General features: G+C 61.5%; 25 protein-coding genes. 2 read left to right on the top strand and 23 right to left on the bottom strand.

From position 1 onward, the window contains the following. Positions 1 to 156: 156 nt before the first annotated feature. On the top strand, positions 157 to 1,176 hold the full coding sequence (locus tag ACQY7U_RS10410) for a helix-turn-helix domain-containing protein (RefSeq protein ID WP_428644172.1): 1,020 nt from the start codon (positions 157 to 159) through the stop codon (positions 1,174 to 1,176). Between the two features lie 69 nt (positions 1,177 to 1,245). Here ACQY7U_RS10410 and ACQY7U_RS10405 read toward each other — a convergent pair whose 3' ends face one another. The 7 genes from ACQY7U_RS10405 to ACQY7U_RS10375 form a co-directional block, all read right to left on the bottom strand. After that, positions 1,246 to 2,409, bottom strand: a complete 1,164-nt coding sequence (locus tag ACQY7U_RS10405) for an iron-containing alcohol dehydrogenase (protein WP_428644170.1) — start codon at positions 2,407 to 2,409, stop codon at positions 1,246 to 1,248. Between the two features lie 312 nt (positions 2,410 to 2,721). Next, positions 2,722 to 4,110, bottom strand: a complete 1,389-nt coding sequence (locus ACQY7U_RS10400; RefSeq protein WP_428644167.1) for an aldehyde dehydrogenase family protein — start codon at positions 4,108 to 4,110, stop codon at positions 2,722 to 2,724. 230 nt (positions 4,111 to 4,340) lie between these two features. Then, positions 4,341 to 5,708, bottom strand: coding sequence for a glutamine synthetase family protein (locus ACQY7U_RS10395; RefSeq protein ID WP_428644165.1), 1,368 nt, complete (start codon positions 5,706 to 5,708; stop codon positions 4,341 to 4,343). Positions 5,709 to 5,836: 128 nt separating this feature from the next. After that, entirely contained in the window at positions 5,837 to 6,886 is a 1,050-nt protein-coding gene (locus ACQY7U_RS10390) for a TRAP transporter substrate-binding protein (RefSeq protein ID WP_428644163.1), read from the bottom strand. Positions 6,887 to 7,005: 119 nt separating this feature from the next. Then, a complete protein-coding gene (locus ACQY7U_RS10385) occupies positions 7,006 to 8,346 on the bottom strand; it encodes a TRAP transporter large permease (RefSeq protein ID WP_428644161.1) in 1,341 nt (446 codons plus the stop codon). After that, entirely contained in the window at positions 8,346 to 8,942 is a 597-nt protein-coding gene (locus tag ACQY7U_RS10380; RefSeq protein WP_428644159.1) for a TRAP transporter small permease subunit, read from the bottom strand. Before ACQY7U_RS10380 ends, ACQY7U_RS10385 begins: the two co-directional genes overlap by 1 nt. Beyond that, on the bottom strand, positions 8,935 to 9,732 hold the full coding sequence (locus tag ACQY7U_RS10375) for an N-formylglutamate amidohydrolase (RefSeq protein WP_428644157.1): 798 nt from the start codon (positions 9,730 to 9,732) through the stop codon (positions 8,935 to 8,937). The genes ACQY7U_RS10380 and ACQY7U_RS10375 overlap by 8 nt, the downstream gene beginning before the upstream one ends. Positions 9,733 to 9,877: 145 nt before the next feature. Between ACQY7U_RS10375 and ACQY7U_RS10370 the strand changes: the two genes are divergently transcribed. Next, the gene (locus tag ACQY7U_RS10370; protein ID WP_428644154.1) at positions 9,878 to 10,747 is read left to right on the top strand and encodes a MurR/RpiR family transcriptional regulator; all 870 of its coding nucleotides are present in this window, start codon (positions 9,878 to 9,880) and stop codon (positions 10,745 to 10,747) included. Between the two features lie 70 nt (positions 10,748 to 10,817). Here ACQY7U_RS10370 and ACQY7U_RS10365 read toward each other — a convergent pair whose 3' ends face one another. The 16 genes from ACQY7U_RS10365 to ACQY7U_RS10290 all read right to left on the bottom strand — a co-directional run. Next, positions 10,818 to 11,591, bottom strand: coding sequence for an ankyrin repeat domain-containing protein (locus ACQY7U_RS10365; RefSeq protein ID WP_428644152.1), 774 nt, complete (start codon positions 11,589 to 11,591; stop codon positions 10,818 to 10,820). Between the two features lie 274 nt (positions 11,592 to 11,865). Continuing rightward, the gene (gene hypB / locus ACQY7U_RS10360) at positions 11,866 to 12,678 is read right to left on the bottom strand and encodes a hydrogenase nickel incorporation protein HypB (protein WP_428644149.1); all 813 of its coding nucleotides are present in this window, start codon (positions 12,676 to 12,678) and stop codon (positions 11,866 to 11,868) included. Further along, a complete protein-coding gene (gene hypA, locus ACQY7U_RS10355) occupies positions 12,678 to 13,019 on the bottom strand; it encodes a hydrogenase maturation nickel metallochaperone HypA (RefSeq protein WP_428644147.1) in 342 nt (113 codons plus the stop codon). The genes hypB and hypA overlap by 1 nt, the downstream gene beginning before the upstream one ends. Then, a complete protein-coding gene (locus ACQY7U_RS10350) occupies positions 13,012 to 13,473 on the bottom strand; it encodes a hydrogenase maturation protease (RefSeq protein WP_428644145.1) in 462 nt (153 codons plus the stop codon). The genes hypA and ACQY7U_RS10350 overlap by 8 nt, the downstream gene beginning before the upstream one ends. A 123-nt stretch (positions 13,474 to 13,596) precedes the next feature. Continuing rightward, complete coding sequence (locus ACQY7U_RS10345) at positions 13,597 to 15,039, bottom strand: Ni/Fe hydrogenase subunit alpha (protein ID WP_428644143.1); 1,443 nt, start codon at positions 15,037 to 15,039, stop codon at positions 13,597 to 13,599. Between the two features lie 18 nt (positions 15,040 to 15,057). Next, positions 15,058 to 15,627, bottom strand: a complete 570-nt coding sequence (locus tag ACQY7U_RS10340) for an NADP oxidoreductase (protein WP_428644142.1) — start codon at positions 15,625 to 15,627, stop codon at positions 15,058 to 15,060. After that, positions 15,624 to 16,352 (bottom strand): 2Fe-2S iron-sulfur cluster-binding protein, encoded by a 729-nt coding sequence (locus ACQY7U_RS10335; protein WP_428644141.1) that lies wholly within the window; start codon positions 16,350 to 16,352, stop codon positions 15,624 to 15,626. Before ACQY7U_RS10335 ends, ACQY7U_RS10340 begins: the two co-directional genes overlap by 4 nt. Beyond that, positions 16,349 to 18,229, bottom strand: a complete 1,881-nt coding sequence (locus ACQY7U_RS10330) for an NAD(P)H-dependent oxidoreductase subunit E (RefSeq protein WP_428644139.1) — start codon at positions 18,227 to 18,229, stop codon at positions 16,349 to 16,351. Before ACQY7U_RS10330 ends, ACQY7U_RS10335 begins: the two co-directional genes overlap by 4 nt. Positions 18,230 to 18,560: 331 nt before the next feature. Further along, positions 18,561 to 19,715 (bottom strand): M56 family metallopeptidase, encoded by a 1,155-nt coding sequence (locus ACQY7U_RS10325; protein WP_428644137.1) that lies wholly within the window; start codon positions 19,713 to 19,715, stop codon positions 18,561 to 18,563. Continuing rightward, positions 19,702 to 20,097: a BlaI/MecI/CopY family transcriptional regulator gene (locus tag ACQY7U_RS10320; RefSeq protein WP_428644136.1), complete on the bottom strand. Its 396-nt coding sequence runs from the start codon at positions 20,095 to 20,097 to the stop codon at positions 19,702 to 19,704. Before ACQY7U_RS10320 ends, ACQY7U_RS10325 begins: the two co-directional genes overlap by 14 nt. 318 nt (positions 20,098 to 20,415) lie before the next feature. Continuing rightward, positions 20,416 to 20,694: a DUF2160 domain-containing protein gene (locus ACQY7U_RS10315; protein WP_428644133.1), complete on the bottom strand. Its 279-nt coding sequence runs from the start codon at positions 20,692 to 20,694 to the stop codon at positions 20,416 to 20,418. Next, entirely contained in the window at positions 20,694 to 21,491 is a 798-nt protein-coding gene (locus ACQY7U_RS10310) for a carbohydrate ABC transporter permease (protein ID WP_428644131.1), read from the bottom strand. Before ACQY7U_RS10310 ends, ACQY7U_RS10315 begins: the two co-directional genes overlap by 1 nt. Positions 21,492 to 21,502: 11 nt before the next feature. Then, complete coding sequence (locus ACQY7U_RS10305) at positions 21,503 to 22,372, bottom strand: carbohydrate ABC transporter permease (protein WP_428644175.1); 870 nt, start codon at positions 22,370 to 22,372, stop codon at positions 21,503 to 21,505. Beyond that, positions 22,369 to 23,457, bottom strand: a complete 1,089-nt coding sequence (locus ACQY7U_RS10300; RefSeq protein WP_428644129.1) for an ABC transporter ATP-binding protein — start codon at positions 23,455 to 23,457, stop codon at positions 22,369 to 22,371. Before ACQY7U_RS10300 ends, ACQY7U_RS10305 begins: the two co-directional genes overlap by 4 nt. A 12-nt stretch (positions 23,458 to 23,469) precedes the next feature. Then, the gene (locus ACQY7U_RS10295) at positions 23,470 to 24,534 is read right to left on the bottom strand and encodes an ABC transporter ATP-binding protein (RefSeq protein ID WP_428644127.1); all 1,065 of its coding nucleotides are present in this window, start codon (positions 24,532 to 24,534) and stop codon (positions 23,470 to 23,472) included. A gap of 132 nt (positions 24,535 to 24,666) precedes the next feature. Beyond that, positions 24,667 to 25,788, bottom strand: a 1,122-nt coding sequence (locus ACQY7U_RS10290) for an extracellular solute-binding protein (RefSeq protein ID WP_428644124.1), incomplete at its 5' end; no start/stop codon positions are given.

Here is a 25,788-nt window from a genome sequence, read left to right as displayed (position 1 = left end):
GCGAGAAGAACACGCAGTTTCATGAGATGTCTTTCAGTCAGTGGAGCAATGCCCTGACATTTGCTAAGGGAAGGGCGAGAAATCGTCCTCTTTCGCGATTGAGTACCTCCCTGATCGCGATAAAGATCCTTGCTTAGTGTCTTCCGGTGGTCCGCCGTGCTGTTCGTGCCCCTCCCCTTCGTCAACGCCCTGCTACTCGGGCTGGTGTTTGCCATGCTTCGCCGCAGCAACAGTGCGGCAACGACAGGACCGTTCCTGTTGCTGATCGCTCTCTGCTGCCTGCAATCGGTGTTGCTCGGTCTGCGCTGGGGCTATGACATCGACACGCTGCGTTTTGCCCTGCCGGTTCTCGCCGCCTTGTTGCCGCCGCTTGCCTATGAAAGCTTTCGTGGCCTCATCGACCAGTCGGGACCCGGCGTGTTCCGTCTCGCCGCCGCCCCGCTTTCTGCTGCCGCCATCGCCGGACTTTCCTTGCTGGCGCCGCAATTCATCGACGGAGCGCTGCTTGTGCTCTTCCTGAGCTACACGCTGGTGCTTGCCCTTCTGGCCCGGTCCGGACCGGACGGTCTCGATCTGGCCAGGCTGGATGGAGCCGCTTCCGCGAACCGCGCGATCTGGCTGGCGGCCGCCTGCCTCGGCCTCTCCGCCCTTTTCGACCTTCTTATTCTTCTCGATTTTGAACGTTTCGGCGGCGCGCACGCGGCCTTGCTGGTGAGCAATGCCAACATTCTCAGCCTGCTCCTGATCGGCCTTGCCGCATTGACGGCAGGACGCACACAGGCGGAAACTCCGGAAGAGCCGGAGAAAGACATTGCGGTTGCGTCGGCAGAGGATACGGAGATTGTGGCCCGGGTCGAGCGTCTGATGACTGTCCGGCACATATACCGGGACGAAAATCTCAATCTCTCCAGGCTGGCCCGCCGGGCGGGATTGCCTGCCCGCCAGGTTTCACAGGCAATCAACCGGGTCGCAGGCACAAATGTCTCGCGCTATGTCAACGATTTCCGGATCGGAGAGGTCTGCCGCCTGCTCCGGCAGGAAGGTATTACCGTCACCGAGGCGATGTACCGGTCGGGATTTTCCACCAAATCGAATTTTAACCGCGAATTTCTCCGCGTAACCGGAACGACACCCGACGCGTGGCGAAGGGCGGACAGACAGGACGTGCCGGCTTAGGGAGCCCGGAAAGCAAAAAAGGCGCGCCGGGGACCGGCGCGCCCTGTGTCTGTTGTCTCGTCTCTAATCTCAGACCGTGCCGGACTGGGCCTTGTCGAAGATTTCCAGAGCGCCGTCCTTGGTGAGTTCCACCGGGTTGCCGCCTGCCGTCGGGTCGACGATGGCCATTTCCGCGATGAGGTCGCGTTTTGAGTCATCGACGTTGAGACCGGCCAGCGTATGCGGCACACCGAGGTCTTCGCGCAGTTTCAGGATGGCGTCCAGAACGCCCTGATAGCCGCCAGAAATGCCGAGGAAACCAGCCAGACGCTCGAACTTCTGTTCGATGGCGGGTTTGTTGAATTGCAGCACGTAAGGCATGAAGACCGCATTGGTCATGCCGTGGTGGGTGTCGTAGAGCGCGCCGACCGGGTGGGAGAGCGAATGAATCGCCCCGAGGCCCTTCTGGAAGGCGACAGCGCCCATGGCGGCGGCGCTCATCAGGTGGCCGCGGGCTTCCAGATCGGCGCCGTCGGCGGCGACCTTGGGAAGGTTTTCGAACACCAGCCGCATGCCTTCCAGCGCGATGCCTTCGGACATCGGGTGGTACATCGGCGCGGAATAGGCTTCCAAACAATGCGCCAATGCGTCCATGCCGGTGCCCACGGTGATGAAGCGCGGCATGCCGACGGTCAGCTCCGGATCGCAGATCACTGTGGCGGGCAGCATCTTCGGGTGGAAGATAACCTTCTTGGTGTGGGTCGCCTCATTGGTGACGACGCCCGCGCGGCCGACTTCGGAACCGGTGCCGGCGGTGGTCGGCACGGCGACGATCGGCGCGATGCCGGCGGGATCCGCACGGGTCCACCAGTCGCCGATGTCCTCGAAGTCCCAGATCGGCCGGGTCTGGCCGGACATGAAGGCAATCAGCTTGCCCGCATCGAGGCCGGAGCCGCCGCCGAAGGCGATGACGCCGTCGTGGCCGCCGGCCTTGTAGGCGGCAACGCCCGCATTGATGTTGCTGTCGACCGGGTTGGGCTTGACGTCGGAGAAGACGGCGGCCTTCAGACCGGCGGCCTCGAGGCTTGCGATCGCGTCCGCCACCATCGGCAGGCTTGCAAGGCCCGGGTCGGTGACCAGCAGCGGGTTGGACATGCCCGCGGCCTTGACCGCGTCGGGCAGTTCCTTGATACGGCCAGCGCCGAAACGGACGGCGGTCGGGTAGGACCAGTTGACGGAAGGAAGTGAGCTCATGGCTGTCTCATGGGTTTGGTTTTGAACATCACGGGGCAGGTCATCCCGACCAAATCCGTTGTTTTAAACTGGGCGCTTCGGCAACCTCCCCTCTCCCCCCTTGCGGGGGAGATGTCCGGGAAAGCGGACAGAGGGGGGTGACGGGCACCGCGTCTATTCCAATTCTGTCTTTGTCGAGGGGCTGACACCCCCCTCTGTCTCCTTGCGGAGACATCTCCCCCGCAAGGGGGGAGAGGGGAGCGAGCCCTAGTGCCGAGGTCCGTATGGACTTGCAGCGCGCGGGGCCCGCTCAATCGTTCGTCAGTTTCCGCCTCAGTGCTCGACGCGGAAGTGGAAGGACTTCGGCCGGGTGAGGTTGTGGAAGCCGATTTCGGAAAGGGCCGCGCCCTTGCCGGTGTCCTTGACGCCGGTCCACACCAGAGCCGGGTCGAGATAGTCGCAGCGGTTCATGAAGACGGTGCCGGTTTCGATCCGGTCGCCGATTTCCGCGGCGGCCTGGACGTCTTCCGTCCAGATCGACGCGGTCAGGCCGTAGGGGCTGTCGTTCATGAACTGCAGCGCTTCCTCGTCGTCCTTGACCTTCATGATGCCGACGACCGGGCCGAAGCTTTCCTCGCGCATCACCGACATCTGGTGATTGACGTCGGTCAGCACCTGCGGCGCGAGATACGGCGTGCCGTCCTTGTCCGCCTCGAACTTGGAAGTGTCGATGTGGGCCTTGGCGCCCTTGCGCAGGGCTTCGCTCGTCTGCTCGCGCACCCAGGCGGCAAAACGGGCCTGGGCCATCGGGCCAAGCGTGGTCGCCTCGTCCAGCGGGTTGCCGAGCTTGTACTGGCTGGTCAGGTCGACGAAGCCGTCGACGAAACGGTCGAACAGGCTTTCATGCACATAGACGCGCTCGATGCCGCAGCAGCACTGGCCGGCGTTGTAGAAGGCACCGTCCACCAGATTGGCGACCGCATAGTCGAGGTCGGCATCGGCGCGGACATAGGCCGGGTCCTTGCCGCCGAGTTCCAGGCCAAGCGTCGCGAAGGTGCCGGCCAGCGCCTTTTCGATGGCGCGGCCGCCGGCGACGGAACCGGTGAAGTTGACATGGTCGATGAGGCCCGAGCCGAGCAGCTTTTCCGTGCCCTGGTGGGTCAGGACGATGTTCTGGAAGACGCCCTTCGGCAGTCCGGCGATCTCGAAGGCCTTGGCGAGACGCTCGCCGACCAGAAGCGTCTGCGCGGCGTGCTTCAGGATCACCACGTTACCGGACATCAGCGCCGGCATGATGGTGTTGATCGCCGTCATGAACGGGTAGTTCCACGGCGCGATCACCATGACGATGCCGAGTGGCACACGGCGCAGGTAGCGCTTGAAGCCCGGCTTGTCGGTGCGCTCGATATCGGCGAGCGCCGCTTCGGCCGTGTTGGCGCAGTATTCGGAGCGCTCAATGGTGCCGCCGAGTTCGCCGCCGTAGCGGATCGGGCGTCCCATCTGCCAGGCGAGTTCCGGAACCACGTCGTCGTTCATGGCCTTCAGGGCGTCGAGCGCCTTCATGCAGAGCGCGGCGCGTTCGGCAACCGGAACGGCTGCCCATGCGGCTTGCGCGCTGCGGGCCGACGAGACGGTCTTTTCCACCGCCGCTTCGTCGAGAGCCGGACGCTCGGCGTAGACCGAGCCGTCGACCGGTGAAATCAGTTTGATGACATCTGACATTTTGAACCTCTCAGGACCGCGTCTTCCCGCACGGCTTTTAGAAAGTTGTTGGCTCTGTTGATACCTGAACTTGCGTTCCCATCTCCTCATCCTGAGGAAGCGCAACGCGCTGTCTCGAAGGATGGGCCGCTTGTTCCGAATTTGCCGCTCATCCTTCGAGACGTGCCTGACGGCCCTTCTCAGGATGAGGGGTTAAGCAAGAAGCGCGCCTTCTATCGTTTCACTGTCCGTCATGCCCGCTCGAAGCCGCGGGCGATTTCGTAGTCCGTCACCACCTTGTCGAATTCTTCCAGCTCCCATTCGGCGGCACGCGAATAGTGATCGATCACCGCATCGGAGAAGGCGGACCGCAGGAACTCGGAGGTGCGCATGGTTTCGCGTGCCTCGCGCAGGGTATGCGGGATCTCCCGCGCCTTTGTGGCGTCATAGACGTCGCCGGTCGTCGGCGGATCCAGCGGCAGCTTTTCCTCCAGCCCCTTCAGGCCGGCGGCGATCAGCGCAGCCAGCGCGAGGTAAGGGTTGAGATCGGATCCGCCGATGCGGCATTCGACCCGGAGCGCCTTTGTGCCTTCGCCGCACAGGCGGAACCCGGCGGTGCGGTTGTCGACCGACCAGACTGTCTTGGTCGGCGCGAAGGTGCCCTTCTGGAAGCGCTTGTAGCTGTTGATGTAGGGCGCCAGGAAATAGGTGTAGTCGGGTGCGTATTTGATCAGGCCGGCCATGAAGTGGCGCATGATTTCCGACATGCCGTATTCGCCTGCCTCGTCGCAGAAGACGTTGTTGCCGTCCTTGTCGAAGAGCGACATGTGCACATGCGAGGACGAACCGACCTTGTCATGGCGCCACTTGGACAGGAAGGAGGCGGAGCGGCCCTTCGCCCAGGCGATTTCCTTGACCGCATGTTTGGCGATGGTGTGGTTTTCGGCCGTCTCCAGCGCCGGACCGTATTTGATGTTGAGCTCTTCCTGTCCCGTCTCGGCTTCGCCCTTGGTGTTTTCCACCGGGACGCCGGCCCCGTAGAGACCGTTGCGCACCGGGCGCATCACATCCTCTTCCTTGGTGGTCTGCAGGATGTTGTAGTCCTCGTTGTAGCCGGAGATCGGATCGAGGTCGCGGAAGCCGCCCTTGCGCATTTCGTCATAGCTCTTTTCGAACAGGAAGAACTCCAGTTCGGTCGCCATGATTGGCGTCAGGCCGAGTTCGGCGAGCCTGGCCACCTGGGCCTTCAGCATGGCGCGCGGGGAATGGGGCACATCCGCGTGGGTGTGGTGATCCTGAACGTCGCACAGGACCATCGCCGTTCCCTCCAGCCACGGCACGCGCCTGAGAGTGGAAAGGTCCGGCTTCATGACATAGTCGCCATAACCGCCCGACCAGCTCGTCGCGGCGTATCCTTCGACGGTGTACATTTCCAGGTCGGTCGCCAACAGGTAATTGCAGCAATGGGTCTCGCGATGGGCGCTATCGATGAAATGCTGGGCATGAAACCGCTTGCCCATCAGCCGTCCCTGCATGTCGACGATGCAGGTAAGCACCGTATCGATCTCGCCGGAAGAGACGAGAGATTTCAGTGCATCAAAGGTCAGGTTGCCTGGCATTTTTCAGTGGTCCGTATTGGGCGGTCTTGCGCTTTTATGATCCGAAAAGCCCGGTCCGGACAGGTTCGTTCCGGACCGGGAGTCGCGGCCATGCCGGTCTGCATTTGACGGCATGGCCTGGGCCTCTATCAGGAGTAGCGGTAAGGCCGTCCGGCCTTCTGCATGTCCTGATTGTACTTCTTGAAGATCTCGACGACCTTGGCCTTGGTCGGCGATTCCGCGGCGATTTCATCCCAGAAAGCCGTCGCGGCTGCTTCCACGGTTGCCCATTCGGCATCCGGGATGGAAGTCAGTTCCATCTTGGTGCCGTTGACGCGGAGCGCGGCTTCGCCGCCCCAGTACCACCACTGGCGATAGTAGTGCGAGGAATCCATGGCGAGCTGCAGCATGGCCTTCAGGTGATCGGGCAGCTCGTTCCAGCGCTCCATGTTGGCAAAGAACGACCCTGCCCAGGCACCGGAGATGTTGTTGGTCAGGAAGTAGTTGGTCACATCCGCCCAGCCGACGGTGTAATCCTCGGTGATGCCCGACCAGGCGATGCCGTCGAGTTCGCCGGTCTGAACGGCGACTTCGATGTCTTCCCACGGCAGGGTCACCGGCACCACGCCGAACTGGCTCAGGAACCGGCCGGCGGTCGGGAAGGTGAAGACGCGCTTGCCTTCCAGATCCTTCAGCGAGCGGATCGGATCCTTGGTCGCAAAGTGGCACGGGTCCCAGGAGCCGGCCGAGATGTGCTTGACGCCGACCTTTGCGTATTCCTCTTCCCAGATTTCCTTCAGGCCGTACTGGTTGAACAGCACCGGCACGTCGAGGGAATAGCGGGACGCGAACGGGAAGTAGCCGCCGAAGACGGTGACTTCCGTCGGGGAGGCCATCGAGTCGTCATCGGACTGCACGGCATCGATGGTGCCCTGCTGCATGGCGCGGAACAGTTCGCCCGTGGGAACCAGCTGATCCGACGTGTACAGCTCGATGACCATCTCGCCATTGGCTGCCTTGTTGAAGGCATCGATGTGCGGCTTGATCACATGCTCGGCAAGAGCCGGGCCGGCATAGGTCTGCAGGCGCCATTTGATTTGCGTCTGGCCGTGGACGGCCGGGGCTGCAAGGGTGGTGGCACCGGCAGCAGCTGCCGTACCCAGACCCGCTTTTTTCAGAAACTCACGTCTATTCTTCATCTCAAGATCCCCTAAGTTTCGGTTCGATATTCAGCGGCCCGACCGTTTCCCGGTTCTGCTATCACCGCGGTTCAACTCCGTTTCCTCGGATGTTGTTGTTGTTGCCCGTCATTTAGCGATCACCTCTGGTAAACCAGGTCAGGCAGCCAGAGTGCGATCTGCGGGAAGGCCATCACGAGCGCCAGCGCCAGGACCATCACCAGGACGAACGGCGTGATCGAGCCGTAGATATCGCGCATGGAGATTTCCGGCGGAGCCATTGCCCGCATCAGGAAGAGATTGTAGCCGAAAGGCGGCGTCATATAGGCGATCTGGGTCGTGATCGTGTACAGCACGCCGTACCAGATCAGCACTTCGTTCGCCGGCATGCCGAGATCCAGGTGCGCCACCAGCGGCACGTAAAGTGGTGCCACGATCACCAGCATGGCGGTGTCGTCCAGGAAGGTGCCCATCACAAGGAAGGACAGCTGCATCATGATCAGGATCATCCAGGGCGACAGGCCGAGCTGTTCGGTGAAGAGGTTCTCGATTGCCTTGACCGCGCCGAGCCCGTCGAAGACAGCCCCGAAACCGAGCGCAGCCAGGATGATCCACATGAACATGCAGGAGATGCCGAGTGTGTTCTTGAGGCAGAGGACAAGGATGTCCATCGTCAGGCGGCGGCGGAAGATCGCCGCAAGCAGCGCCGTCAGCGCGCCGATGGCGGACGCTTCAACCAGGCTGGTATAGCCCATCACGAAGGGCACCATCATGGCAGCGAAGATCACGAGCGGCAGGATGCCGGCAAGCAGAAGCCGGTACTTCTCCTCTTTCGAAGCCTCACGCTCCTCCACGTTCAGGGCAGGACCGAGTTCGGGATTCAGCTTGCAGCGGACCGCGATATAGACCACGAACATGCCAGCCATCATCAGTCCGGGAACGACACCGGCAAGCCAGAGCTGTCCGACCGGTGCGCGCGCGATCATGGCATAAAGCACCAGCACCACGGACGGCGGCACCAGAATGCCGAGCGACGATCCGGCCTGGATCACCCCGGTGACCATGCGTTTGTCGTATTTTCGTTTCAGGAGCTCGGGCAGCGCGATCGTGGCACCAATGGCCATTCCGGCGACCGACAGGCCGTTCATGGCGGAAATCAGCACCATCAGCAGGATCGTGCCGATGGCGAGGCCGCCGTTCACCGGCCCCATCCAGACGTGGAACATCTTGTAGAGATCGTCGGCGATCTTGGTCTCCGACAGGATGTAGCCCATGAAAATGAACATCGGCAGCGTCAGCAGCGGATACCATTTCATCAGCTTCATGGCTGCGGAAAAGGGAATGTCGCCACCGCCCGTGCCCCACAGGGCCAGGGCGGCAATGGCCGCGATACCACCGATGGCGCCGAAGACGCGCTGCCCGGTGAGCAGCATCAGCATCATCGACGAGAACATCAGGATGGCGATCATTTCATAGGACATCAGATCGTCTCTCCCTTGATCAGGGCGACATCCTTCAGAAATTCCGAAACGGCCTGCAGAAGCATCAGCACAAATCCAAAGATCATAATAAATTTCACCGGCCACAGATAAGGCCGCCAGGCGGTGGGGCTGCGCTCGATATAGCCAAGCTTTTCACTCGCCGCCTCGGGTCCACCGGTGACGAAGGTGACGATCAGATCCCACCAGAAACCAACTGAATCCTTGCCGAAATAGCCGAGAGAATAGGCGGTGGAATTGAGCGCGCCGTAGAGCAGGACGCCGAGGTAGAACAGCAGCAGCATCACCGTGAAAGCGTCGAACCAGGCTTTTTTCTTCGCGCTCCATTCCGCGTAGAACAGATCCATGCGGACATTGGAACCCATCTGGATCGAATAGGGTCCGCCGAGAACGTAATAGGCGACCATCGCGAACTGGGCGACTTCCAGCGTCCAGAGGGACGGGTTGAAAAAGGTCTTGGAAATCGACGACCAGAGCAGGATGCCGGCCATCACGAAGACGCCCCACATGATGATCTTGCCGAGCCCCCGGTTGAAGCTGTCGACAACGCGAATGTAGGCGCGGGCGGCTCTAATCATTGGCCCCTCCCGCCGTTTCGCCATCCTTGTTTCCGGCCGCATTTTCCAAAACGGGTGCGAGTATTTGAGTCCAGCGGTCTTCCTCCGCCGGTGTCCTGACTTCGTCGTTGCGGATCTCGATCATCAGGCAAGGCAACTGCCGGTCTTCACCGTGACGGCGGATCGTGTAGTAGACGCCATCGGACGGCGCGTAAGGATCGTTGTCGCCAACGGTCAAATCCCCTCTCTTGTTGAGGTCAGCAATGACGGGATCGGCAAGGCTGCGGTCGTTTTCCGAAATCAGACCGATTTCCCAGGGTCTGGAGTTCCCCTTGTAGACCGGCGTGAAGGTGTGGATCGACACCACGGCGGTCGGCACGCCGCGCTCAAGACGCTGGCTGATCACCTTGTCGATCGCATTGTGGAAGGGTCTGTGCGCCAGGTTCAGACGGAAGTCTTTCTCGGCAGCAGGGATATCCCTGTTGCCTGCGATCTCGGTAGTTTCGCTCAGGCACGGGATCAGGTCGGGCCGCGTTTCCTCGCGATTGCAATCGATGATCAGGCGGGAGACGGTCGTGAAGACCAGAGGAGCATCCAGCGCCCGCGAAAGCCCTCTGGCCACGCCGAGTGCGCCCGGGTCCCAGGCGATGTGAGCGATCTTGTCCGCCTCGGTGATGCCGAGGGACGTGTCATAGGGCGGCGGCAGAAAATTGGACGCGTGATCGCAGACGAACACGAAGGGGCCGCCTCCCTCCGCGTTTTCGACTTCAACAGCCTGGGCCATGCCACCTGACTGCGGGCTCGCTCCCATTCCCTTCCCCCTGAAAATCAACCCTGCGTTTTGTAATGTTTATTACAGGATTGCTGAATTGGCTAACTTCTGTAATATTTGATACGCAGATTGCTGCGACTGTCAAATGAATTTCGGCGGCGCAGACCAAAAAAGGCGGATGCCCATGGAACGGCCCCTACTTGACGATATTCGCGACCGGCTGGACGAATTCACCGCCACGGAGAGAAAGGCCGCGCATGCGCTGATGGCCAATTATCCCATGCAGGGTCTGGAGACGGTCGCCCAGTTCGCGGAATCTGCCGGCGTCAGCTCCCCGACCATCCTGAGGTTTGTTGCCAGGCTCGGGTTTCCGGGCTTTGCGGAGTTCCAGAAGAAGCTGCGCAACGAGCTGGAAAGTCAGCTGAATTCGCCGCTCGCCCGCAGCACGCAGCTCACGCCGGACATGGATGGCGACCCGCATGTGTGGCAGCTTCTGGAGAACATCCGCGAGACCTTCGCCCACCTGCCCAAGGGCGAGCTGGAAGGGCTGACCAAGCTTCTGGCCGACGAGCGCAAGACCGTACATCTCATCGGCGGACGCTTCACCGATTCTCTCGCCCGTTACATGGCGGCACACCTCAGGATCGTAAGGTCCAAGGTGGTCCATGTCGCCGGCCAGCAGGGCAACTGGCTGGACCAGCTTCTGGGCATCGGCTCCAAGGACGTCATTCTGGTCTTCGATATCCGCCGCTATCAGACAGAGATCATCCAGTTCGCGGAAGCAGCCGCCAAACAGGGGGCAACGGTTGCACTCGTCACGGACAGCTGGATGTCGCCGATCGGCCGAATCGCCAGTTTCGTTCTGCCAGCCCGCGTGGCGGTGCCATCCCCCTGGGATTCCTCGCTCGCGCTGATGGCAATTGCCGAAGTTCTGATTGCCGGTGTCACGCGCGAGAACCAGCAACAGGCGCAGGAACGCATGCGAACCCTGGAAACGCTTCGCAATCAAATCGACCCTTCGACCGAGGGCCGCGCGATGGGACCGGATATCTAATTGTGAGCGACTTGCACTGCCCGGATTGCAAATCCGGACCTGTGCCCTTCACGCGGCGGGCAGAGGCCCCCTATTCCTGTGCCCCCAACCGGACCAGTTCGTCCGCGATGTCCCGGTACGTCCGGGAACGGCCGTAGCTCTTGCGCGCCCAGGCTAGAGGTGTCGTCCCGGTATCATCGCCTGCTTCCAGGTCAGCGCCGTTTTCAACAAGAAGGCGCAGGAGACCAGGTCCACCGGCGGGCGAATAGGATTCCGGTGTCGATGCATACCAAAGTGCCGATTTGCCCCGATTGTCGCGTGCATTGACCTCGGCCCCCATCTCGACAAGGAACTTCGCGGCTTCCAGTTGCCCGGTATAGGCAGCTTCGATCAGGGCTGTCCGGCCAGAAAGGGGAAGCCGTGCTTCGATCCTCGCGCCCTGTTCCAGCAGAAGGCGAAGGATCCCGACCTGACCTGCAATGGCCGCGCGCGCGAGCACCGACCTTCCATTACCGTCAAGGGCCTCGATATCCGCACCGTGTCGAAGCAGAACCTGAGCGGTTTGCTCACTTCCCATTTCAGCCGCAAGATGCAGCGGACGGGTTTCCTGCAATTCACCCGGGATTTCCATGTCGGCCCCGTGCCTGACCAGTATATCGGCAATCTCGGCCTGATCCGACACGGCAGCATAATGAAGCGCGGTCCCCAATCGGAAATCAGACGCATTGATGTCGGCAACATTCGCAAGAAGCGTCTCGACGGCGGCGCGGTCTCCCTGCGCCGCGGCCGAATGCAATTCGCCGGACCGGCACTCAAGCGGGAAAACCGCCAGTGCGCAGACAACAAGAAAAGCCGGCCGGGACAATGCGGGTCCGCGGCGAAACTCCCTGCTGAATGTCTGCCCGAGGAGCATTGAGTGCATCCCTCGCCAATAACGCCGACATACAATCATAGCACAGGTTTCCGTCGACCAGTTTCGCAGTCCGGGCCGGCCAGTCGGGATCAGACGGGCAAACCGCTCTGCCTGATCGGGCACCTTGCGAAGGACTATGTGCCGGTTCTGCCCGAGGCCCTCCGGCGTGACATCGCCTTGCCGAAAGGGACGCCGCTGGACGGCGCACTCACACTGGCTCGGCGGTTCAGGTCCGCGTTCCGGGCCGGATGACCTGTGCTCCTTCGGCCCTCAGGCTGTCCAGCCAGTCCAGCCAGCCGTCGAGCCCCTGTCCAGTCCGGGCTGAGACCTGCAGCACCTGGATCCGCGGATTGATCCGCCTTGCATTGCCGACCGCGGTGCCGACGCAGAAGTCGAGATGCGGCAGGAGATCGGTCTTGTTGAGGATCAACAGGTCGCTGCCTGCAAAGATATCCGGATATTTGAGAGGCTTGTCCTCACCTTCAGTGACGGAGAGGATCACCACCCTGGCAGTCTCGCCCAGGTCGAATCCGGACGGGCAGACCAGATTGCCGACATTCTCGATGAAGAGAATGCCCCCCTCTTCCAGCGGCAGTTTATGAAGCGCGTGCCCGACCATATGGGCGTCCAGATGGCATCCCTTGCCGGTATTGACCTGTATTGCCGGTGCGCCGGTTGCCCGGATCCGGTCGGCATCGTTGGAGGTCTGCTGATCGCCCTCGATCACGGCTGCCGGGAAAGCACCGCCGATCCGCTTCAGGGTCTCCACCAGCAGTGCGGTCTTGCCGGATCCCGGGCTGGAAACCAGGTTCAGCGCGGCAACGCCCTGTTCGGCGAGCAAGGTCCGGTTCCGGTCCGCATATGACCTGTTCTTGGCCAGGATATCTGTTTCCAGCTGAATCAGCCGGGTCTGGCTCATGCCCGGTACCGTGGTTCCCGCTTCGCCCTGGCCGAAGTGAACGTCGCTGCCGTGACCGTCGTCACGACGATGGTCGTGACCGTGTTTGTGGTCCTGATGACATCCGCAGACCGTGCACATCACAACACCTCCAGTTCGCGTATTTTCAGTTCCTCGCCGCTAGTCACCTGAAGGGCTTCGGAACCGCATTCGGGGCAGCAATCGAACCGCGCCGTCACCGGAACGGTCTTGAAACACGACAGGCATAGGGCTTCCGCCGGCGGCCTTGCGATCTCCAGCACGGCCCCTTCGGCGAGCGAGCCTTTCATCACGACATCGAAGCCGAACCGCAGCGCGTCCGGTTCGACGCAGGACAGTGGTCCGATATCGACGGTTACCCGCTTCACGCTTGTGAAATTCTCCCTGGCGGCCTGTTCTTTCAGGATATCGAGGATGCTTTCGCAGAGCGACATTTCATGCATGCGCAGCCTCCTCCCTTGCCGGCAAAGCGTCCGCCAGCCAAGCCAGAAAGAACCGCTCGGCTGCGGCGAGATTTGCGGCCGCCTTTTCGGAAAGGCCCTCTTTCACCTCGCCGTAGTCATGGCCGGCAATGCCCAGCACGAAAGCTTTCGGTTTCGCGCCATAGAGCGTTTCGCAGAGCGCCAAAACGGTCTCGGGACCCAGGCTGTGACTGCCCAGAACCTCCGGCGATCCCGGCGCGGTTTCCCGGAAGGAATACGGCTCCTTGCCGCCAATCTCCGCATCCGCGAAAACCACCACGTCATGGGACGCGATCGCCAGGGCATGTTCGGCCACGAGCTGGTAATCGGTGTCGACCTCGAGCCCGGGCACGCCGCGCGCGGCAATGGCGTCGGAGAAAGCGGGCCCCAGCCCGTCATCCCCGCGTCCCGGATTGCCGTAACCGATCAGAAGCATTCAAACACCCTTTATTGCTCTGTGTTGCAACAAATTGCGGGCCCCAACGAACCCTATCCCTCTCCTTCGTCATCCCGGCCAAGCGCAGCGAGAGCCGGGATGACAAAATGAAAGTTTGTCATTTCAAACACACTGCGTCCGGCTGTCGACCAGCGCCCCGGTCGCATCGAACAGCTCCACCTGAAGCGGCATCTGGCCGAGAGCGTGGGTGGCGCAGGAAAGGCACGGGTCGTAGGCGCGGATCGCCACCTCGACATGGTTGAGCATGCCTTCGGTAATCTTCTCCCTGCCCGAGAGGTGTTTGACGGCGACATCCTTCACCGCCCGGTTCATGCCCTCGTTGTTGTGGGTCGTGGAGACGATCAGATTGCAGTAAGTGACCTGGTCGTGCTCGTCGACCTTGTAGTGATGGATGAGGTTGCCGCGCGGAGCCTCGATCACCCCGATGCCTTCCTCCCGCCGTTCGCCTGTGGCGACCAGGTCGGTACCCTGCAGGTCCGGATCGTTCAAAAGCTCGCGGATCTTTTCCACGCAGTGCAGCACCTCGATCATGCGCGCCCAGTGGTTGGCGAGCGTCGAGTTGTTCGGCGTACCACTTGTCGTTGCCTTGAGCTCCTTGTGGGCCGCATCCGCCAGAGGCGTATCCAGGAAACTTGCGGTGTTCATGCGCGCCAACGGCCCGACCCGGTACCAGCCAGCGTCCGGACCAAGCGCGGTGATGAAGGGGAACTTCATGTAGGACCAGGACCGCACGTCCTCCACGATCAGCTCGTGATACCTGGTATAGGGCACCTGATCGAAAATCATGTCGCCGGTCGAACTCAAAGCCCGCAGATTGCCGTGATAGAGATCGAGCGCCCCGTCGCTTTCCCTTACCAAAGACATGTAGTTGGAGGGGAAGGAGCCGAATTCGGCGACCAGGTCCTCGTTTTCCAATGTGTAGTCGCGGGCAAGTTTCACCGCGTCCTGAGCCCAGCCGGTCATCTCGTCGATGGATTTCAGGAAGTGGTCGCGGCGCTCAATGGGCAGGTTGCGGTTGATGCCGCCCGGAATGGCACCGGTGCCGTGGATCTTCTTGCCGGCGGTCGCCTCGATGATCTCCTGACCGTATTTGCGCATCAGGACGGCACGCCTGCCGAGCTCCGGCTGCTCCTTCAGCACTTCGAAGATGTTGCGCTTTTCCGCCGGTGCGCCGAAGCCGAAGAGCAGGTCGGGGGCCGCCAGATGAAAGAAGTGCAGCACATGGGACTGCATCACCTGGCCGTAATGCATCAGCCGGCGCATCTTTTCCGCCGTCGGGGGAAGCTGGTCCACACCGGCAATCATGTCCATCGCCTTGGCAGCCGCCAGATGGTGGCTGACCGGGCAGATGCCGCAGAGCCGTTGCACGATCACCGGAACTTCCCACATGAGCCGCCCGCGGATGAAGCGCTCGAAGCCGCGAAACTCGACAATGTGCAACCGGGCTTCGTCGACCTCGTTGTCGGCGTTAAGGTGAATGGTCACCTTGCCGTGGCCTTCCACGCGGGTGACCGGCGAGATTTCAATCAGTCTGGGTTCGCTCATCTCTGCCTCTCCCAAACCCTAGTCGAACCTGATCATTTCACGTTCGAAGCCGCGGAATTTTCCCGTCAGCAGCTTCGAAAGCGTGTCGAAGATAATGTCGCCGCTCGGCGCACAGCCCGGGATCTGGTAGTCGATCTCGACCACCTGGGAACACGGATAGACCTCGTCGAGCAGCAACGGCAGGGCCGGGTCGTTGGGCACGTTGTGGGTCGTGTTGCGGATGTATTTGCCGGTGATATAGGCCTCGTCGAGACATTCCCTGAGCGGCGCGTCGGAGTGCATGATGGCATTGCGCATGGCCGGCAGCCCGCCCATGATCGCGCACTGTCCCAGCGCGATCAGGACATCGCAATTGCGCCGGAAATCATGAAGCACATGCACGTTCTCCTCGTTGCAGCATCCGCCCTCGATGATGCCGATGTCACAGCGCTGCGTGAAGCGCTTCTTGTCGGTCAGCGGCGAGCGGTCGACATCGACCAGCTTCATCAGGTCGATCAAGCGCTCGTCGATATCGAGGATCGCCATGTGGCAGCCGAAGCAGCCGGCGAGCGACGCGGTCGCGATCCTTGCCTTGGGCAGCTCGCTCATTTGCGCTTCTCCTCGATCTCGTGGCCGATCAGGCCGTGATCGAATTCCCGCTCGCCGATGGGTACGGCGAATCCGACCCGCTTGCGGATGATGCAGCCGACCGGGCAGACTTCTTTGGAAATGGCGTGATCGGTCACCTTGGCATCAGTGTCGGCAAGGTTCTCGCCGTTGACGGCGACCCGCCGATGAATGCCGCGGCCGACATAGCCGAAGATGCCCTTGCCATCGACATCCTGACTGGCGCGGATGCAGCGGCCGCAGGAAATGCAGCGGTTGGTGTCGAGCGCGATGTCCGGATGGGAGGCATCGAGCGCGCGGCAGGGTTCCAGGTAGGGGAACTTGGTCGCCTCGGTCATGTCGAGCCGGTAGGCCATCGCCTGCAGCTCGCAATTGCCGCTCGCCTCGCAGATCGGGCAGAGGTGATTGCCCTCGTGGAACAGCATTTCGACGAGATCGCGGCGCATCTTGGTGAGATGCGGCGTTTCGTTCTCGACCGTCTGGCCGGGGGCCGCGGGCTGGGTGCAGGCGGCGACGGAGCGCCCGCCCGCCTTGACCGTGCACACCCGGCAGCTGCCCTGATGGCGCAAGCCCTGATGGTCGCACAGGCGCGGAATATAGATGCCCGCCTCGTCGGCGGCTTCCATGATCGTCTGTCCGGCATGGGCAGTGACCTCGATGCCGTCGATGGTGAAGGTGAAGCCTGTTTCTCTCTTCGTGCCGCTCATCGGGTAAAATCCTTGTCGAAGATGTAGGAGCGGCGTTTGGCGATCTTGCGCGCGCCGTCTATCGCCGACTGGATGTCGAAGGTGTCGCGGATGCCGTCCTTGCTCGGCTTGGACACAGCCGCGTAGACCAGCGGGAAGTTCTCCAGGGTGGACAGGACCGGGTTGGGCGAGGTCATGCCGAGGCCGCAGCGGCTGGTCTCGATGATGGTGCCGGACAGCTCCTTCAGGTAGTCGATGTCCTCCGGGTTGGCGAGACCCTTGCGGAATTTCTGTATCGCCTTCTGCAGGAAGACGTTGCCGACCCGGCAGGGCGTGCAGTAGCCGCAGCTCTCGTGCACGAAGAACGACATGTAATATTCGACGATCTCAAGAATGTTGCGCTGACCGTTGAACACGATGATGGCGCCGCCCGTCGCAAGATCGTCGAAGGTGAGTTTGCGGTCGAAGCTGTCGCGGGCAATCATGGTGCCGCTCGGACCGCCGACCTGAACGGCGGCTGCGTCCTGCCCACCGGCCATCTCCAGGATCCCCCAGACCGTATGGCCATAGGGCAGTTCGTAGATGCCGGGATTGAGGCAATCGCCGCAGATGGAAAAGAGCTTGGTGCCGTGGGAGCCTTCCGTTCCCATGGCATGGAACCACTTCGCACCCCTGTCGACGATGCGGGCGGCGTGGCAGTAGGTCTCCACGTTGTTGACCACGGTCGGGTAACCGAGATAACCGCGATTGACCGGGAACGGCGGCCGGGTCTTGGGTTCGCCCGGCAGGCCCTCGCACGAGCTGATGAGCGCCCCCTCCTCGCCGCAGATATAGGCGCCGGCCCCGAGCTGCAGGCGGATGTCGAAGTCGAAACCCTTCACGCCCAGGATACCCTTTCCGAGCAGCCCGCGCCGGCGGCGCTCCTCCAGAACGTTTTCCAGCAACTCGCGCAGGTACACATATTCGCCGCGCAGATAGAGAATGCCTTCCCGCGCGCCGATTGCCCGGGCGGCGATCGTCATGCCTTCAACGAGCAGGTGCGGCCGTTCGGTGAGCAGAACGCGGTCCTTGAAGGTTCCGGGCTCGCCCTCGTCCGCGTTGCACAACACGAAGTGCTTTTCGGCACGCTCGCTTGCGGCAAAACGCCATTTCCTGCCCGTCGTGAAACCGGCGCCGCCGCAACCGCGCAGGCCGCTGTCTTCGATCATGGTGATGATCTGGGCCGGTGTCATGCCTGCCGCCCTGGCAAGTCCCGCGTCTTCCGGCACCGGGCCGAGGAGGACTTCACCGGCATGGCGGATGTTGTTCTCCACCATGCGGGTCACCCGTTCATGAGGCGTCAGCTCGGCGAACCGGTCGCTGACGAGCTGTTCCGGTGTCCTGCCTGCCTTCAGGGCCTCGGCCGCCCTTCGAGCACTCTCCGGCGTCAGCCTGGTCAACACGACATCGTTGACCATGGCAGCGGGGGCCTGGTCGCACATGCCGATGCAGGGTGTCACTTCCAGCGAAAACGCACCGTCTTCGGCGGTCTGACCGACCTTGACGCCGAGCACCTCTTCAAAAACCGCCGTCACCTCGGCAAGCCCGGCGAAGCGGTCGACGATGTCGTCGCACAGGCGGATGGTGATGCGGCCCTTGGGCGTCAGCGACAGGAAGGAATAGAAGCTGGCAACACCCTCCACCTCGATCCGGGTAAGACCGGTCTCCGCAGCGATCCGGTCCATGGTGGCCGGGGCAATACAGCGGTAGCGGTCCTGAACCTCGCGCAGAATGTCCAGCATGCGGTGCCGGTCGTTGCCGAAGGTCTTGCAGATGGCGGCTATTTCGGCATCGGGTACCGGAGCGGTGTCGCAGCAGGTTCCGGAAATGCCGTTGTTCCTGGTCTCTCCGTTATCCATTGCCCTATTTCTCTCCGGCCGCCGGATCCGGCCTGTGGTCCGTTAAATCGATTAGACGGTAAAGGCTTTTTCTGCACATGTCGAAATCAGCCATGTCACTCTTTCAAAAATCCAGGGATCAAGACCGGCAATGTGACGGTCACAGAGTTATGGTTCAAAGTCCTTGAGACAAATCAACTTGCTCAAATTCCAGTCAGCCTCCGGAATGACGGACCCGGGCCGTTCCTACAGTCTGAAGGTGTCTCTTGCCGGCCCGATGCCACGGGACAACAAAAAACCGGACGGAAATTCCGTCCGGTCTGCAGGTTTCAGGACTTCAGCCGAAGATTCTTCAGCGAAGCGGCCGCTGGCCGAAGGAGTTGATGGCCTCCAGCCGTTCCAGGTTGATGATGGCCGAAAGCATCAGCCGGTCCTGGCTCCAGTCCGCCGGTTTCTGGATCGACAGCGCCGACAGGAAGATGACGGCGATCATCGGCATTACCGCGAGGCTGACAAGGCCCCAATGGGGACGCAGGCGGCCGGATTCAAGCAGCGCCTCGACGCGGCGGCGCAGCTTCTGGGCGGGCGAGCGGCGCAGAAGGCGGTCCTGAACTTCCAGGAGGGCCACGGCGGCAACACCGGCCCCGTCCTTTTTGCCGCGTGCTTGCCGCTTCCTGAGACCCGCCTGGGCCGCGCGCAGCAGGCACAGGCAATAGGATTTCAGATCCACATGGGCGTTTTCGGCCACCTTCTGGTCACAGGCCAGTTCGCGCAGACGCTCGACCTCGGACTTCCAGACATAGAAGAACGGATTCCAGAAGAAGACCGGGCGCAGAAGTTCAAGCCCGATTTCCCAGGTCACGTCTCCCTGGCGCAGGTGCTGGAACTCATGTTTCAGCACCAGCCGGAGGTCGTCGGCTTCCGTCAGAAGCTCGGAAGGAATGACGACGTAGTGGCGGAAGAAACCCCGCGCGGAAAACGGCACCAGCGCATGATCGGAGATCAGCAACTGGACACGCCCGTTGCTCCGCCATTCGTGGCAACTGGCCAGCATGCGGTTGAGGCGAACGAAATTGACTGTCAGCCGGGCAGCGAAGTAGCAGAAGCCCGCCATCAGAAACAGGACCACGGCGGTTCCGAAACCAGGCGCCATAGTCAGAACGCTTTCGCTCATGCGGGCACGCATCCCCAGCAACGACTGGAAATCCTCCGCCGGAATGGCAATGCCGCCACGCAGATACTGCGAAACGGCATAATCCGCGAGATTGACGGAAAGGCTTGCGGGAACCACTTCGCTCACAACCAGGTATTGGTGCGCAAAGACGATGGCGGGAGACAGGAAGATGGCTGCGAAAAAGCCGTTCAGAAGTCCAAGCTGCACCGAGAATGCAAGCCTGTTTCCCAAACGGCCCATCAGCGCCTTTACGGTCACCCACAACAGCGCCGTGACAGCCAGCGTAATGTTCAGATCGATGTAAACATCGAACATCCGGTCAAGTAGCGTCATCCGACCTCCTCCTGTCCAGCAACGCTCTGATTTCGTCCAGATCGTCGGTGGAAAGGTCGTATTCGTCGACAAGGCGCGCCACGAGGGACGCCGGTGTGCCGTCGAACAGTTTTTCCGACAGGTTCCGGAGCGAACGGGACTGATACGTGTCCCTGGTCAGCCGGGGGGAATAGATGAACGTCTTGCCTTCCTTGCGGCTGTCCACGAACCCTTTTTCATCCAGGATCCGCATGATGGTGGCGCAGGACGTATAAGCGAGTTTCCGTTCCGGCGGCAGACATGCCAGGATGTCGCGCACCGACCCTTCGCCGAGTTTCCAGAGTTCGGTCATGAACTCCAGTTCGACTTCGGTCAGAAACTCGTTGCTTTTACGCTTTCTCATTATGGTCCTGTGCCCAATGCAGAATGGATTTGGTTCACGGCGCATATTCTTGCACCAACAGCCGGAAAAATACTATTCATTTAGTTGGCGGTCCGGAATTTCGCGCCGCCTGGGAAGAGGCCGATCGTGACCGGCATTCCGGGTGTTGGAACCAGAACCGGTCCCGGAAGGGAGGAAACGCAGGGAAGTGAGGGCAGCAATCAAGCTTTTCCCTGCGTTTCACCACCGGCTCCGGCCCCAACCCCGAAGGGCTGCCGGGAGTTTCCCGGCTGCGCCGTCCACGCCGCATCCTCTGCCCGCAGGCAAGAAGGTCCGGCCTCACACTTTCCAGAAGCAGAACACTCCCCAGCCGATACTCAGGGCCAGAGGCCACCAGAGCGGCTGTCCGACGAGACCGAGCCACGCCAGGAAGATATAGGCCGTGCCGAGCAGCATGATGAACAGGCGGTCGCCGCGGGTCGTCGTCAGTCCGAGCACTCCCTTGCGGGCATCCCCGCCGGGGAAACGAACTTCCAGCGCCGTCAGGAAACTGATCGCCGAGAAGATCCCGATGAACAGAAGTGCCGTCGGCCAGGTCCAGGCCATCCAACCAAGCATTATACCCTCCCCAGGGCGAAGCCCTTGGCAATGTAGTTACGGACGAAGTAGATGACGATGGCGCCGGGAATGATGGTCAGGGTCCCGGCGGCCGCCAGAAGCCCGAGTTCGTAACCCGCGGAGGAGGCGGTCCGGGTCATCACGGCGGCAATGGGTTTGGCTTCGACGGCCGTCAGGGTCTTCGACAGCAGCATCTCCACCCAGGAGAACATGAAGCAGAAGAAGGCGGCCACACCAACGCCGGATTTGATCGCCGGCAGGAAGATCGTCATGAAGAAACGCGGGAAGGAATAGCCGTCCACATAGGCGGTTTCATCCAGTTCCTTCGGAACCCCGCCCATGAAACCTTCCAGGATCCAGACGGCTAGCGGTACGTTGAAGAGGCAGTGCGCCAGGGCAACGGCCAGGTGCGTATCGAAGAGACCGACGGCCGAATAGAGCTGGAAGAACGGCAGCGCAAAGACGGCGGCCGGCGCCATGCGGTTGGTGAGCAGCCAGAAGAACAGATGCTTGTCGCCCACGAAGGAGTAACGCGAGAAGGCATAGGCTGCCGGCAGGGCCACGGTGATTGAAATCACCGTGTTGATCGTCACGTAGAGGATCGAGTTGATGTAACCCCAGTACCAGGTCGGATCGGTGAAGATGTCGATATAGTTGGCAAAGGTCCAGGTCTGCGGGAACAGCGAGAACCCGGACAGGATTTCGTTTGTGGTCTTGAAACTCATCGCGACGAGCCAGTAGATCGGCAGCATCAGGAAGAGAATATAGAGTATGGGAACCAGGCTTTTCATGCGCATGACGGTTCTCCTCAGGACTTGTTATCGTTCATCGTCATCAGCGTGTAGAACAGCCAGGAGGCCAGCAGCGTGATGCCGAAGTAGATGAGGGACATGGCGGCAGCCGGGCCGAGGTCGAACTGACCGAGAGCAATCTTCACCAGGTCGATGGAGAGCAGCGTGGTGGAGTTGCCCGGTCCGCCACCGGTCAGAACGAACGGCTCCGTGTAGATGTTGAAGCTGTCCATGAAGCGCAGCAGGATTGCGATCGTCAGCACCGTTTTCATCTTCGGCAGCTGAATGAAGCGGAAGATGGCCCATTTGGACGCCCCGTCGATTTCCGCGGCCTGATAGTAGGCGTTGGGGATCGAAACGAGACCGGCATAGCTGAGCAGCACCACCAGCGACGTCCAGTGCCAGACGTCCATGACGATGATGGTCACCCAGGCGGCGATCGGGTCCTGGGTCATGTCGTAGGAGATACCCAGAGTGTGGTTCAGGAAGTAGCCCAGCAGACCGATGTCCGGCAGCGTGAAAATGTTCCACATCGCACCGACCACGTTCCACGGGATCAGCATCGGCAGAGCCATTGTCACAAGGCAGACCGGCACCCAGAAGCCCTTCTTGGGCATGGTGAGCGCGATGGCCACCCCGAGCGGCACCTCGATGATCAGGATCAGGAAGGTGAACAGGAACTGGCGGCCGAGGGCATTGTGGAACCGCTCGGATCTGAGGACCTGTTCGAACCAGTCGACGCCCTGCCAGAAGAACAGGTTGTCGCCGAAGGTCTCCTGGACCGAATAGTTCACCACGGTCATCATCGGAATGAGCGCGTTGAAGGCGACGAGAAGGAGCACCGGTATCACGAAGAACCAGGCGCGTTGGTTTTGGGTTTTCATCAGGCACCTCCCTCCGGCAGGCTGGCAAGCCAGCCGTTCTGATAGAGCCGGGTCTGGGATTGTTTGAAGTCGAGTGTCACCGCCTCCCCGGCATTCGGCACGTCGCCTTCGATGATTGCGTGGATGCGGCTGTCGTTGACCATCGCCTCGAGCACCTTGTGGCGGCCGATATCGGAGACCTTGCGGACCCGGGCGGAAAGGCCCTTGCCCTCCTTCGACACGGAGACGAATTCCGGACGGATCCCGACTTCCGCGGCGCCGTCGGCGGCGCTGGCGGCCGGGCCTTCCAGGTCGATCTTCTCGCCGCCGAAGAAGGCGGCTCCGCCTTTGACTTCACACGGCAGGATGTTCATGCCGGGTGAGCCGATGAAGTGGCCGACGAATGTGTGCGCGGGCCGTTCGAACAGCTCCACCGGTGTCCCGATCTGCACAACCTCGCCGTCCTGCATGACCACCACCTGATCGGCGAAGGTCAGGGCCTCGGTCTGGTCGTGGGTCACGTAGATCATGGTCGCCTTGACCCGTTGATGCAGTTCTTTCAGCTTCGACCGCAGTTTCCATTTCAGATGTGGGTCGATCACGGTCAGCGGTTCGTCGAACATGACGACGTTGACGTCCTCGCGTACGAGACCGCGGCCCATCGAAATCTTCTGCTTGTTGTCCGGCGACAGGTTGGACGCACGGACATTGAGCATCTCGGTGACTTCCAGCATCTCGGCGATGTTTGTGACGCGGCGCTTGACGACATCCTCGTCCCTGCCACGGTTGCGCAGGGGGAACGCCAGATTGTCGTAGACCGTCATCGTGTCGTAGATGACCGGGAACTGGAACACCTGCGCAATGTTGCGCTGTGCCGGCGGCAGCGCCGTCACGTCCTGATCGTTGAACAGGATCTGACCCTCGGAGGGGATCAAAAGACCTGAGATGATGTTCAGCAGCGTGGACTTGCCGCACCCGGACGGACCGAGCAGGGCGTAGGCGCCGCCGTCCTTCCAGGTCAGGTCGATTTTCTTCAGCGCATAGTCGTCATCACCCTGAGGGTCGGGGCGATAGCTGTGGCGCAGGTTGGAGAGTTTGATTTGTGCCATGAGGTCCTCTCCCTATGCCGCCAGCCCGCCATCGGGCGCAAAGAAGAAACAATGGTTGGGGTCCAGGTAGAAGTCGTGGACCTCACCGACGAAGTAGGGGTGCACGCCCGGCGCCAGGGAAACCCAGGAATGCCCGTCCATGTCGAAATGGGCGCTGCTTTCCGAGCCGCTGAGTTCGGTCACCAGAACCCGCCCGGACAGCTTGACCGAATGATCGGGCGAAGCCACCGGCATGACGTGGTTCGGCCGGATCGCCAGCATGTAGGGGCCGTCGGTCAGGCCTGCCGCCGGTCCGGAAACGGTCCAGCTCACAGCCCCGCTCAGGATGATCGTGTCGCCCTGCTTGGTCACGGGCGCCACGTTGATCGGCGGATTGGAGAACACTTTCGCCGCATCGAGATCCTTCGGCTTGCGGTAGATTTCCGCGGTCGGGCCGAACTGCACGACATTGCCGTCGGTCATCAGCGCGGTTTGCCCGCCGAGCAGAAGCGCTTCCTCCGGCTCCGAGGTCGCATAGACGACAACCGCGCCGCGCCCTGCGAACAGCTCGGGAAGCTGGTCGCGCAGTTCCTCGCGCAGCTTGTAGTCAAGGTTCGCCAGCGGTTCGTCGAGGAAAACCGCGTCGCTTTCCTTCACGATGGCGCGGGCCAGGGCCGTGCGCTGCTGCTGCCCGCCAGACAGTTCGTGCGGCTTGCGGTTCAGATAGGGATTCAACTTGAGAAGGTTTGCCGCCTCCTCCACCCGGCCCTCGATTTCCGACTTGGCCACCCCCGCGACCTTCAGAGGCGAGGCGATATTGTCGAAGACCGACATATGCGGGTAGTTGACGAAAAACTGATGCACCAGGCTGATGTTGCGCTTTTGCGCCGACAGGCGGGACACATCCTTGCCATTTAGGATGATCTGCCCGGAGGCCAGGCTGTCGAGGCCGGCCATCAGCTTGATCAGCGAGGTTTTGCCCGAGCCCGTCTCCCCGAGGAGAACGTTGAAGTGGCCGGTTTGCAGCGTCAGGCTCGTATCCTTGACGTGGGTGATGCCTGCCACACGCTTGCTGACGTTTTTAAGTTCAAGAGACATTTATTATCGCCCGCGTCCGGACAGGTCCCATAGTGGCGGAACTTCGGTCCCGCGGCCTGTCACATTCGGATCGGTGGGGACCGGGGGCAAGCCCCGGTCCGGTTTCGCGTTGCCGGCCCTAGGGCCTGGGGCTTATTTTTTCGCCCAACGAGCAACCAGTTCTTCGTAGTTCACGGTCTGGCCCTGAGGCTTCTCGTTGTCGAGCTTGGCCTTCGGAGCACCCGGCTTGGACAGCCACTCCTGCGGATCGCTCTCTTCGTTGAGACGCGGGCCGCAACCACCGTAAACATTGGCACGTTCGTCAGCCTGCTGCATGCGAGCCATGACGATGTCCATTTCTTCCGCCAGACGGTCCATGGCTTCCTGCGGGGTAAACGCGCCGGAGTTCACGTCACCGATCTGCTGCCACCAGATCTGGGCCAGCTTCGGATAGTCAGGCACGTTGACACCGGTCGGAGACCAGGCCACGCGGTCGGGCGAACGGTAGAATTCGACCAGACCGCCGAGCTTCGGAGCTCGCTCGGTGAAGGACTCGTGGTTGACCGAGCTGTCACGGATGAAGGTCAGACCAACATGGCTCTTCTTCACGTCGACCGTCTTGGAGACGACGAACTGGGCGTAGAGCCAGGCGGCCTTCGCGCGATCTTCCGGGGTGGACTTCAGGATGGTCCAGGAACCCACGTCCTGATAACCGACCTTCTGGCCTTCTTCCCAATAGGGACCATGGGGGCTCGGAGCCATGCGCCACAGCGGGTTGCCTTCGGCATCCACCGTGTTGTTGCCTTCGGACTGCGGCTTCACCATGTCGGCGGTGAAGGCGGTGTACCAGAAGATCTGCTGGGCGACGTTGCCCTGGCTGAGCGCCGGCAGGGACTGGTAGAAGTCGAAGCTGGCAGCACCCGGAGGCGCGTAGTTGCGCAGCCATTCGTCCCACTTGCGGATCGCGTAGACGGCCGCCGGGCCGTTTGCCGCACCACCGCGGGAAACCGAGGCACCGACCGGGTTACAAGTGCCGGCTTCCATGCGGATGCCCCACTCGTCGACCGGAATGCCGTTCGGCTCGCCCTTGTCGCCGGCACCTGCCATGGAAAGCCAGGCGTCGGTCATGCGCCAGCCGAGGTCCGGTGCGCGTTTGCCGTAGTCCATGTGACCGTAGATCTGGACGCCGTCGATTTCCTTCACATCCTTGGAGAAGAATTCGGCGATGTCTTCATAAGCGGACCAGTTGACCGGAACGCCGAGATCGTAGCCGTA

This window comes from Roseibium sp. (assembly GCF_050301095.1).
GTDB lineage: Bacteria > Pseudomonadota > Alphaproteobacteria > Rhizobiales > Stappiaceae > Roseibium.
Note: the sequence above shows the minus strand (reverse complement) of the source record. Positions and strands in the feature narration are given on the sequence as shown.

What these genes read in the sequence shown, in the direction of transcription:
- ACQY7U_RS10325 (WP_428644137.1), bottom strand. Translation starts at nt 19,715, where the DNA reads ATGACGCTACTTGACCGGATGTTCGATGTTTACATCGATCTGAACATT.
- ACQY7U_RS10400 (WP_428644167.1), bottom strand. Translation starts at nt 4,110, where the DNA reads ATGTCAGATGTCATCAAACTGATTTCACCGGTCGACGGCTCGGTCTAC.
- ACQY7U_RS10320 (WP_428644136.1), bottom strand. Translation starts at nt 20,097, where the DNA reads ATGAGAAAGCGTAAAAGCAACGAGTTTCTGACCGAAGTCGAACTGGAG.
- ACQY7U_RS10390 (WP_428644163.1), bottom strand. Translation starts at nt 6,886, where the DNA reads ATGAAGAATAGACGTGAGTTTCTGAAAAAAGCGGGTCTGGGTACGGCA.
- ACQY7U_RS10300 (WP_428644129.1), bottom strand. Translation starts at nt 23,457, where the DNA reads ATGGCACAAATCAAACTCTCCAACCTGCGCCACAGCTATCGCCCCGAC.
- ACQY7U_RS10405 (WP_428644170.1), bottom strand. Translation starts at nt 2,409, where the DNA reads ATGAGCTCACTTCCTTCCGTCAACTGGTCCTACCCGACCGCCGTCCGT.
- ACQY7U_RS10340 (WP_428644142.1), bottom strand. Translation starts at nt 15,627, where the DNA reads ATGAGCGAGCTGCCCAAGGCAAGGATCGCGACCGCGTCGCTCGCCGGC.
- ACQY7U_RS10335 (WP_428644141.1), bottom strand. Translation starts at nt 16,352, where the DNA reads ATGAGCGGCACGAAGAGAGAAACAGGCTTCACCTTCACCATCGACGGC.
- hypA (WP_428644147.1), bottom strand. Translation starts at nt 13,019, where the DNA reads ATGCATGAAATGTCGCTCTGCGAAAGCATCCTCGATATCCTGAAAGAA.
- ACQY7U_RS10295 (WP_428644127.1), bottom strand. Translation starts at nt 24,534, where the DNA reads ATGTCTCTTGAACTTAAAAACGTCAGCAAGCGTGTGGCAGGCATCACC.
- ACQY7U_RS10370 (WP_428644154.1), top strand. Translation starts at nt 9,878, where the DNA reads ATGGAACGGCCCCTACTTGACGATATTCGCGACCGGCTGGACGAATTC.
- ACQY7U_RS10350 (WP_428644145.1), bottom strand. Translation starts at nt 13,473, where the DNA reads ATGCTTCTGATCGGTTACGGCAATCCGGGACGCGGGGATGACGGGCTG.
- ACQY7U_RS10375 (WP_428644157.1), bottom strand. Translation starts at nt 9,732, where the DNA reads ATGGGAGCGAGCCCGCAGTCAGGTGGCATGGCCCAGGCTGTTGAAGTC.
- ACQY7U_RS10385 (WP_428644161.1), bottom strand. Translation starts at nt 8,346, where the DNA reads ATGTCCTATGAAATGATCGCCATCCTGATGTTCTCGTCGATGATGCTG.
- ACQY7U_RS10380 (WP_428644159.1), bottom strand. Translation starts at nt 8,942, where the DNA reads ATGATTAGAGCCGCCCGCGCCTACATTCGCGTTGTCGACAGCTTCAAC.
- ACQY7U_RS10395 (WP_428644165.1), bottom strand. Translation starts at nt 5,708, where the DNA reads ATGCCAGGCAACCTGACCTTTGATGCACTGAAATCTCTCGTCTCTTCC.
- hypB (WP_428644149.1), bottom strand. Translation starts at nt 12,678, where the DNA reads ATGTGCACGGTCTGCGGATGTCATCAGGACCACAAACACGGTCACGAC.
- ACQY7U_RS10315 (WP_428644133.1), bottom strand. Translation starts at nt 20,694, where the DNA reads ATGCTTGGTTGGATGGCCTGGACCTGGCCGACGGCACTTCTGTTCATC.
- ACQY7U_RS10330 (WP_428644139.1), bottom strand. Translation starts at nt 18,229, where the DNA reads ATGGATAACGGAGAGACCAGGAACAACGGCATTTCCGGAACCTGCTGC.
- ACQY7U_RS10310 (WP_428644131.1), bottom strand. Translation starts at nt 21,491, where the DNA reads ATGCGCATGAAAAGCCTGGTTCCCATACTCTATATTCTCTTCCTGATG.
- ACQY7U_RS10345 (WP_428644143.1), bottom strand. Translation starts at nt 15,039, where the DNA reads ATGAGCGAACCCAGACTGATTGAAATCTCGCCGGTCACCCGCGTGGAA.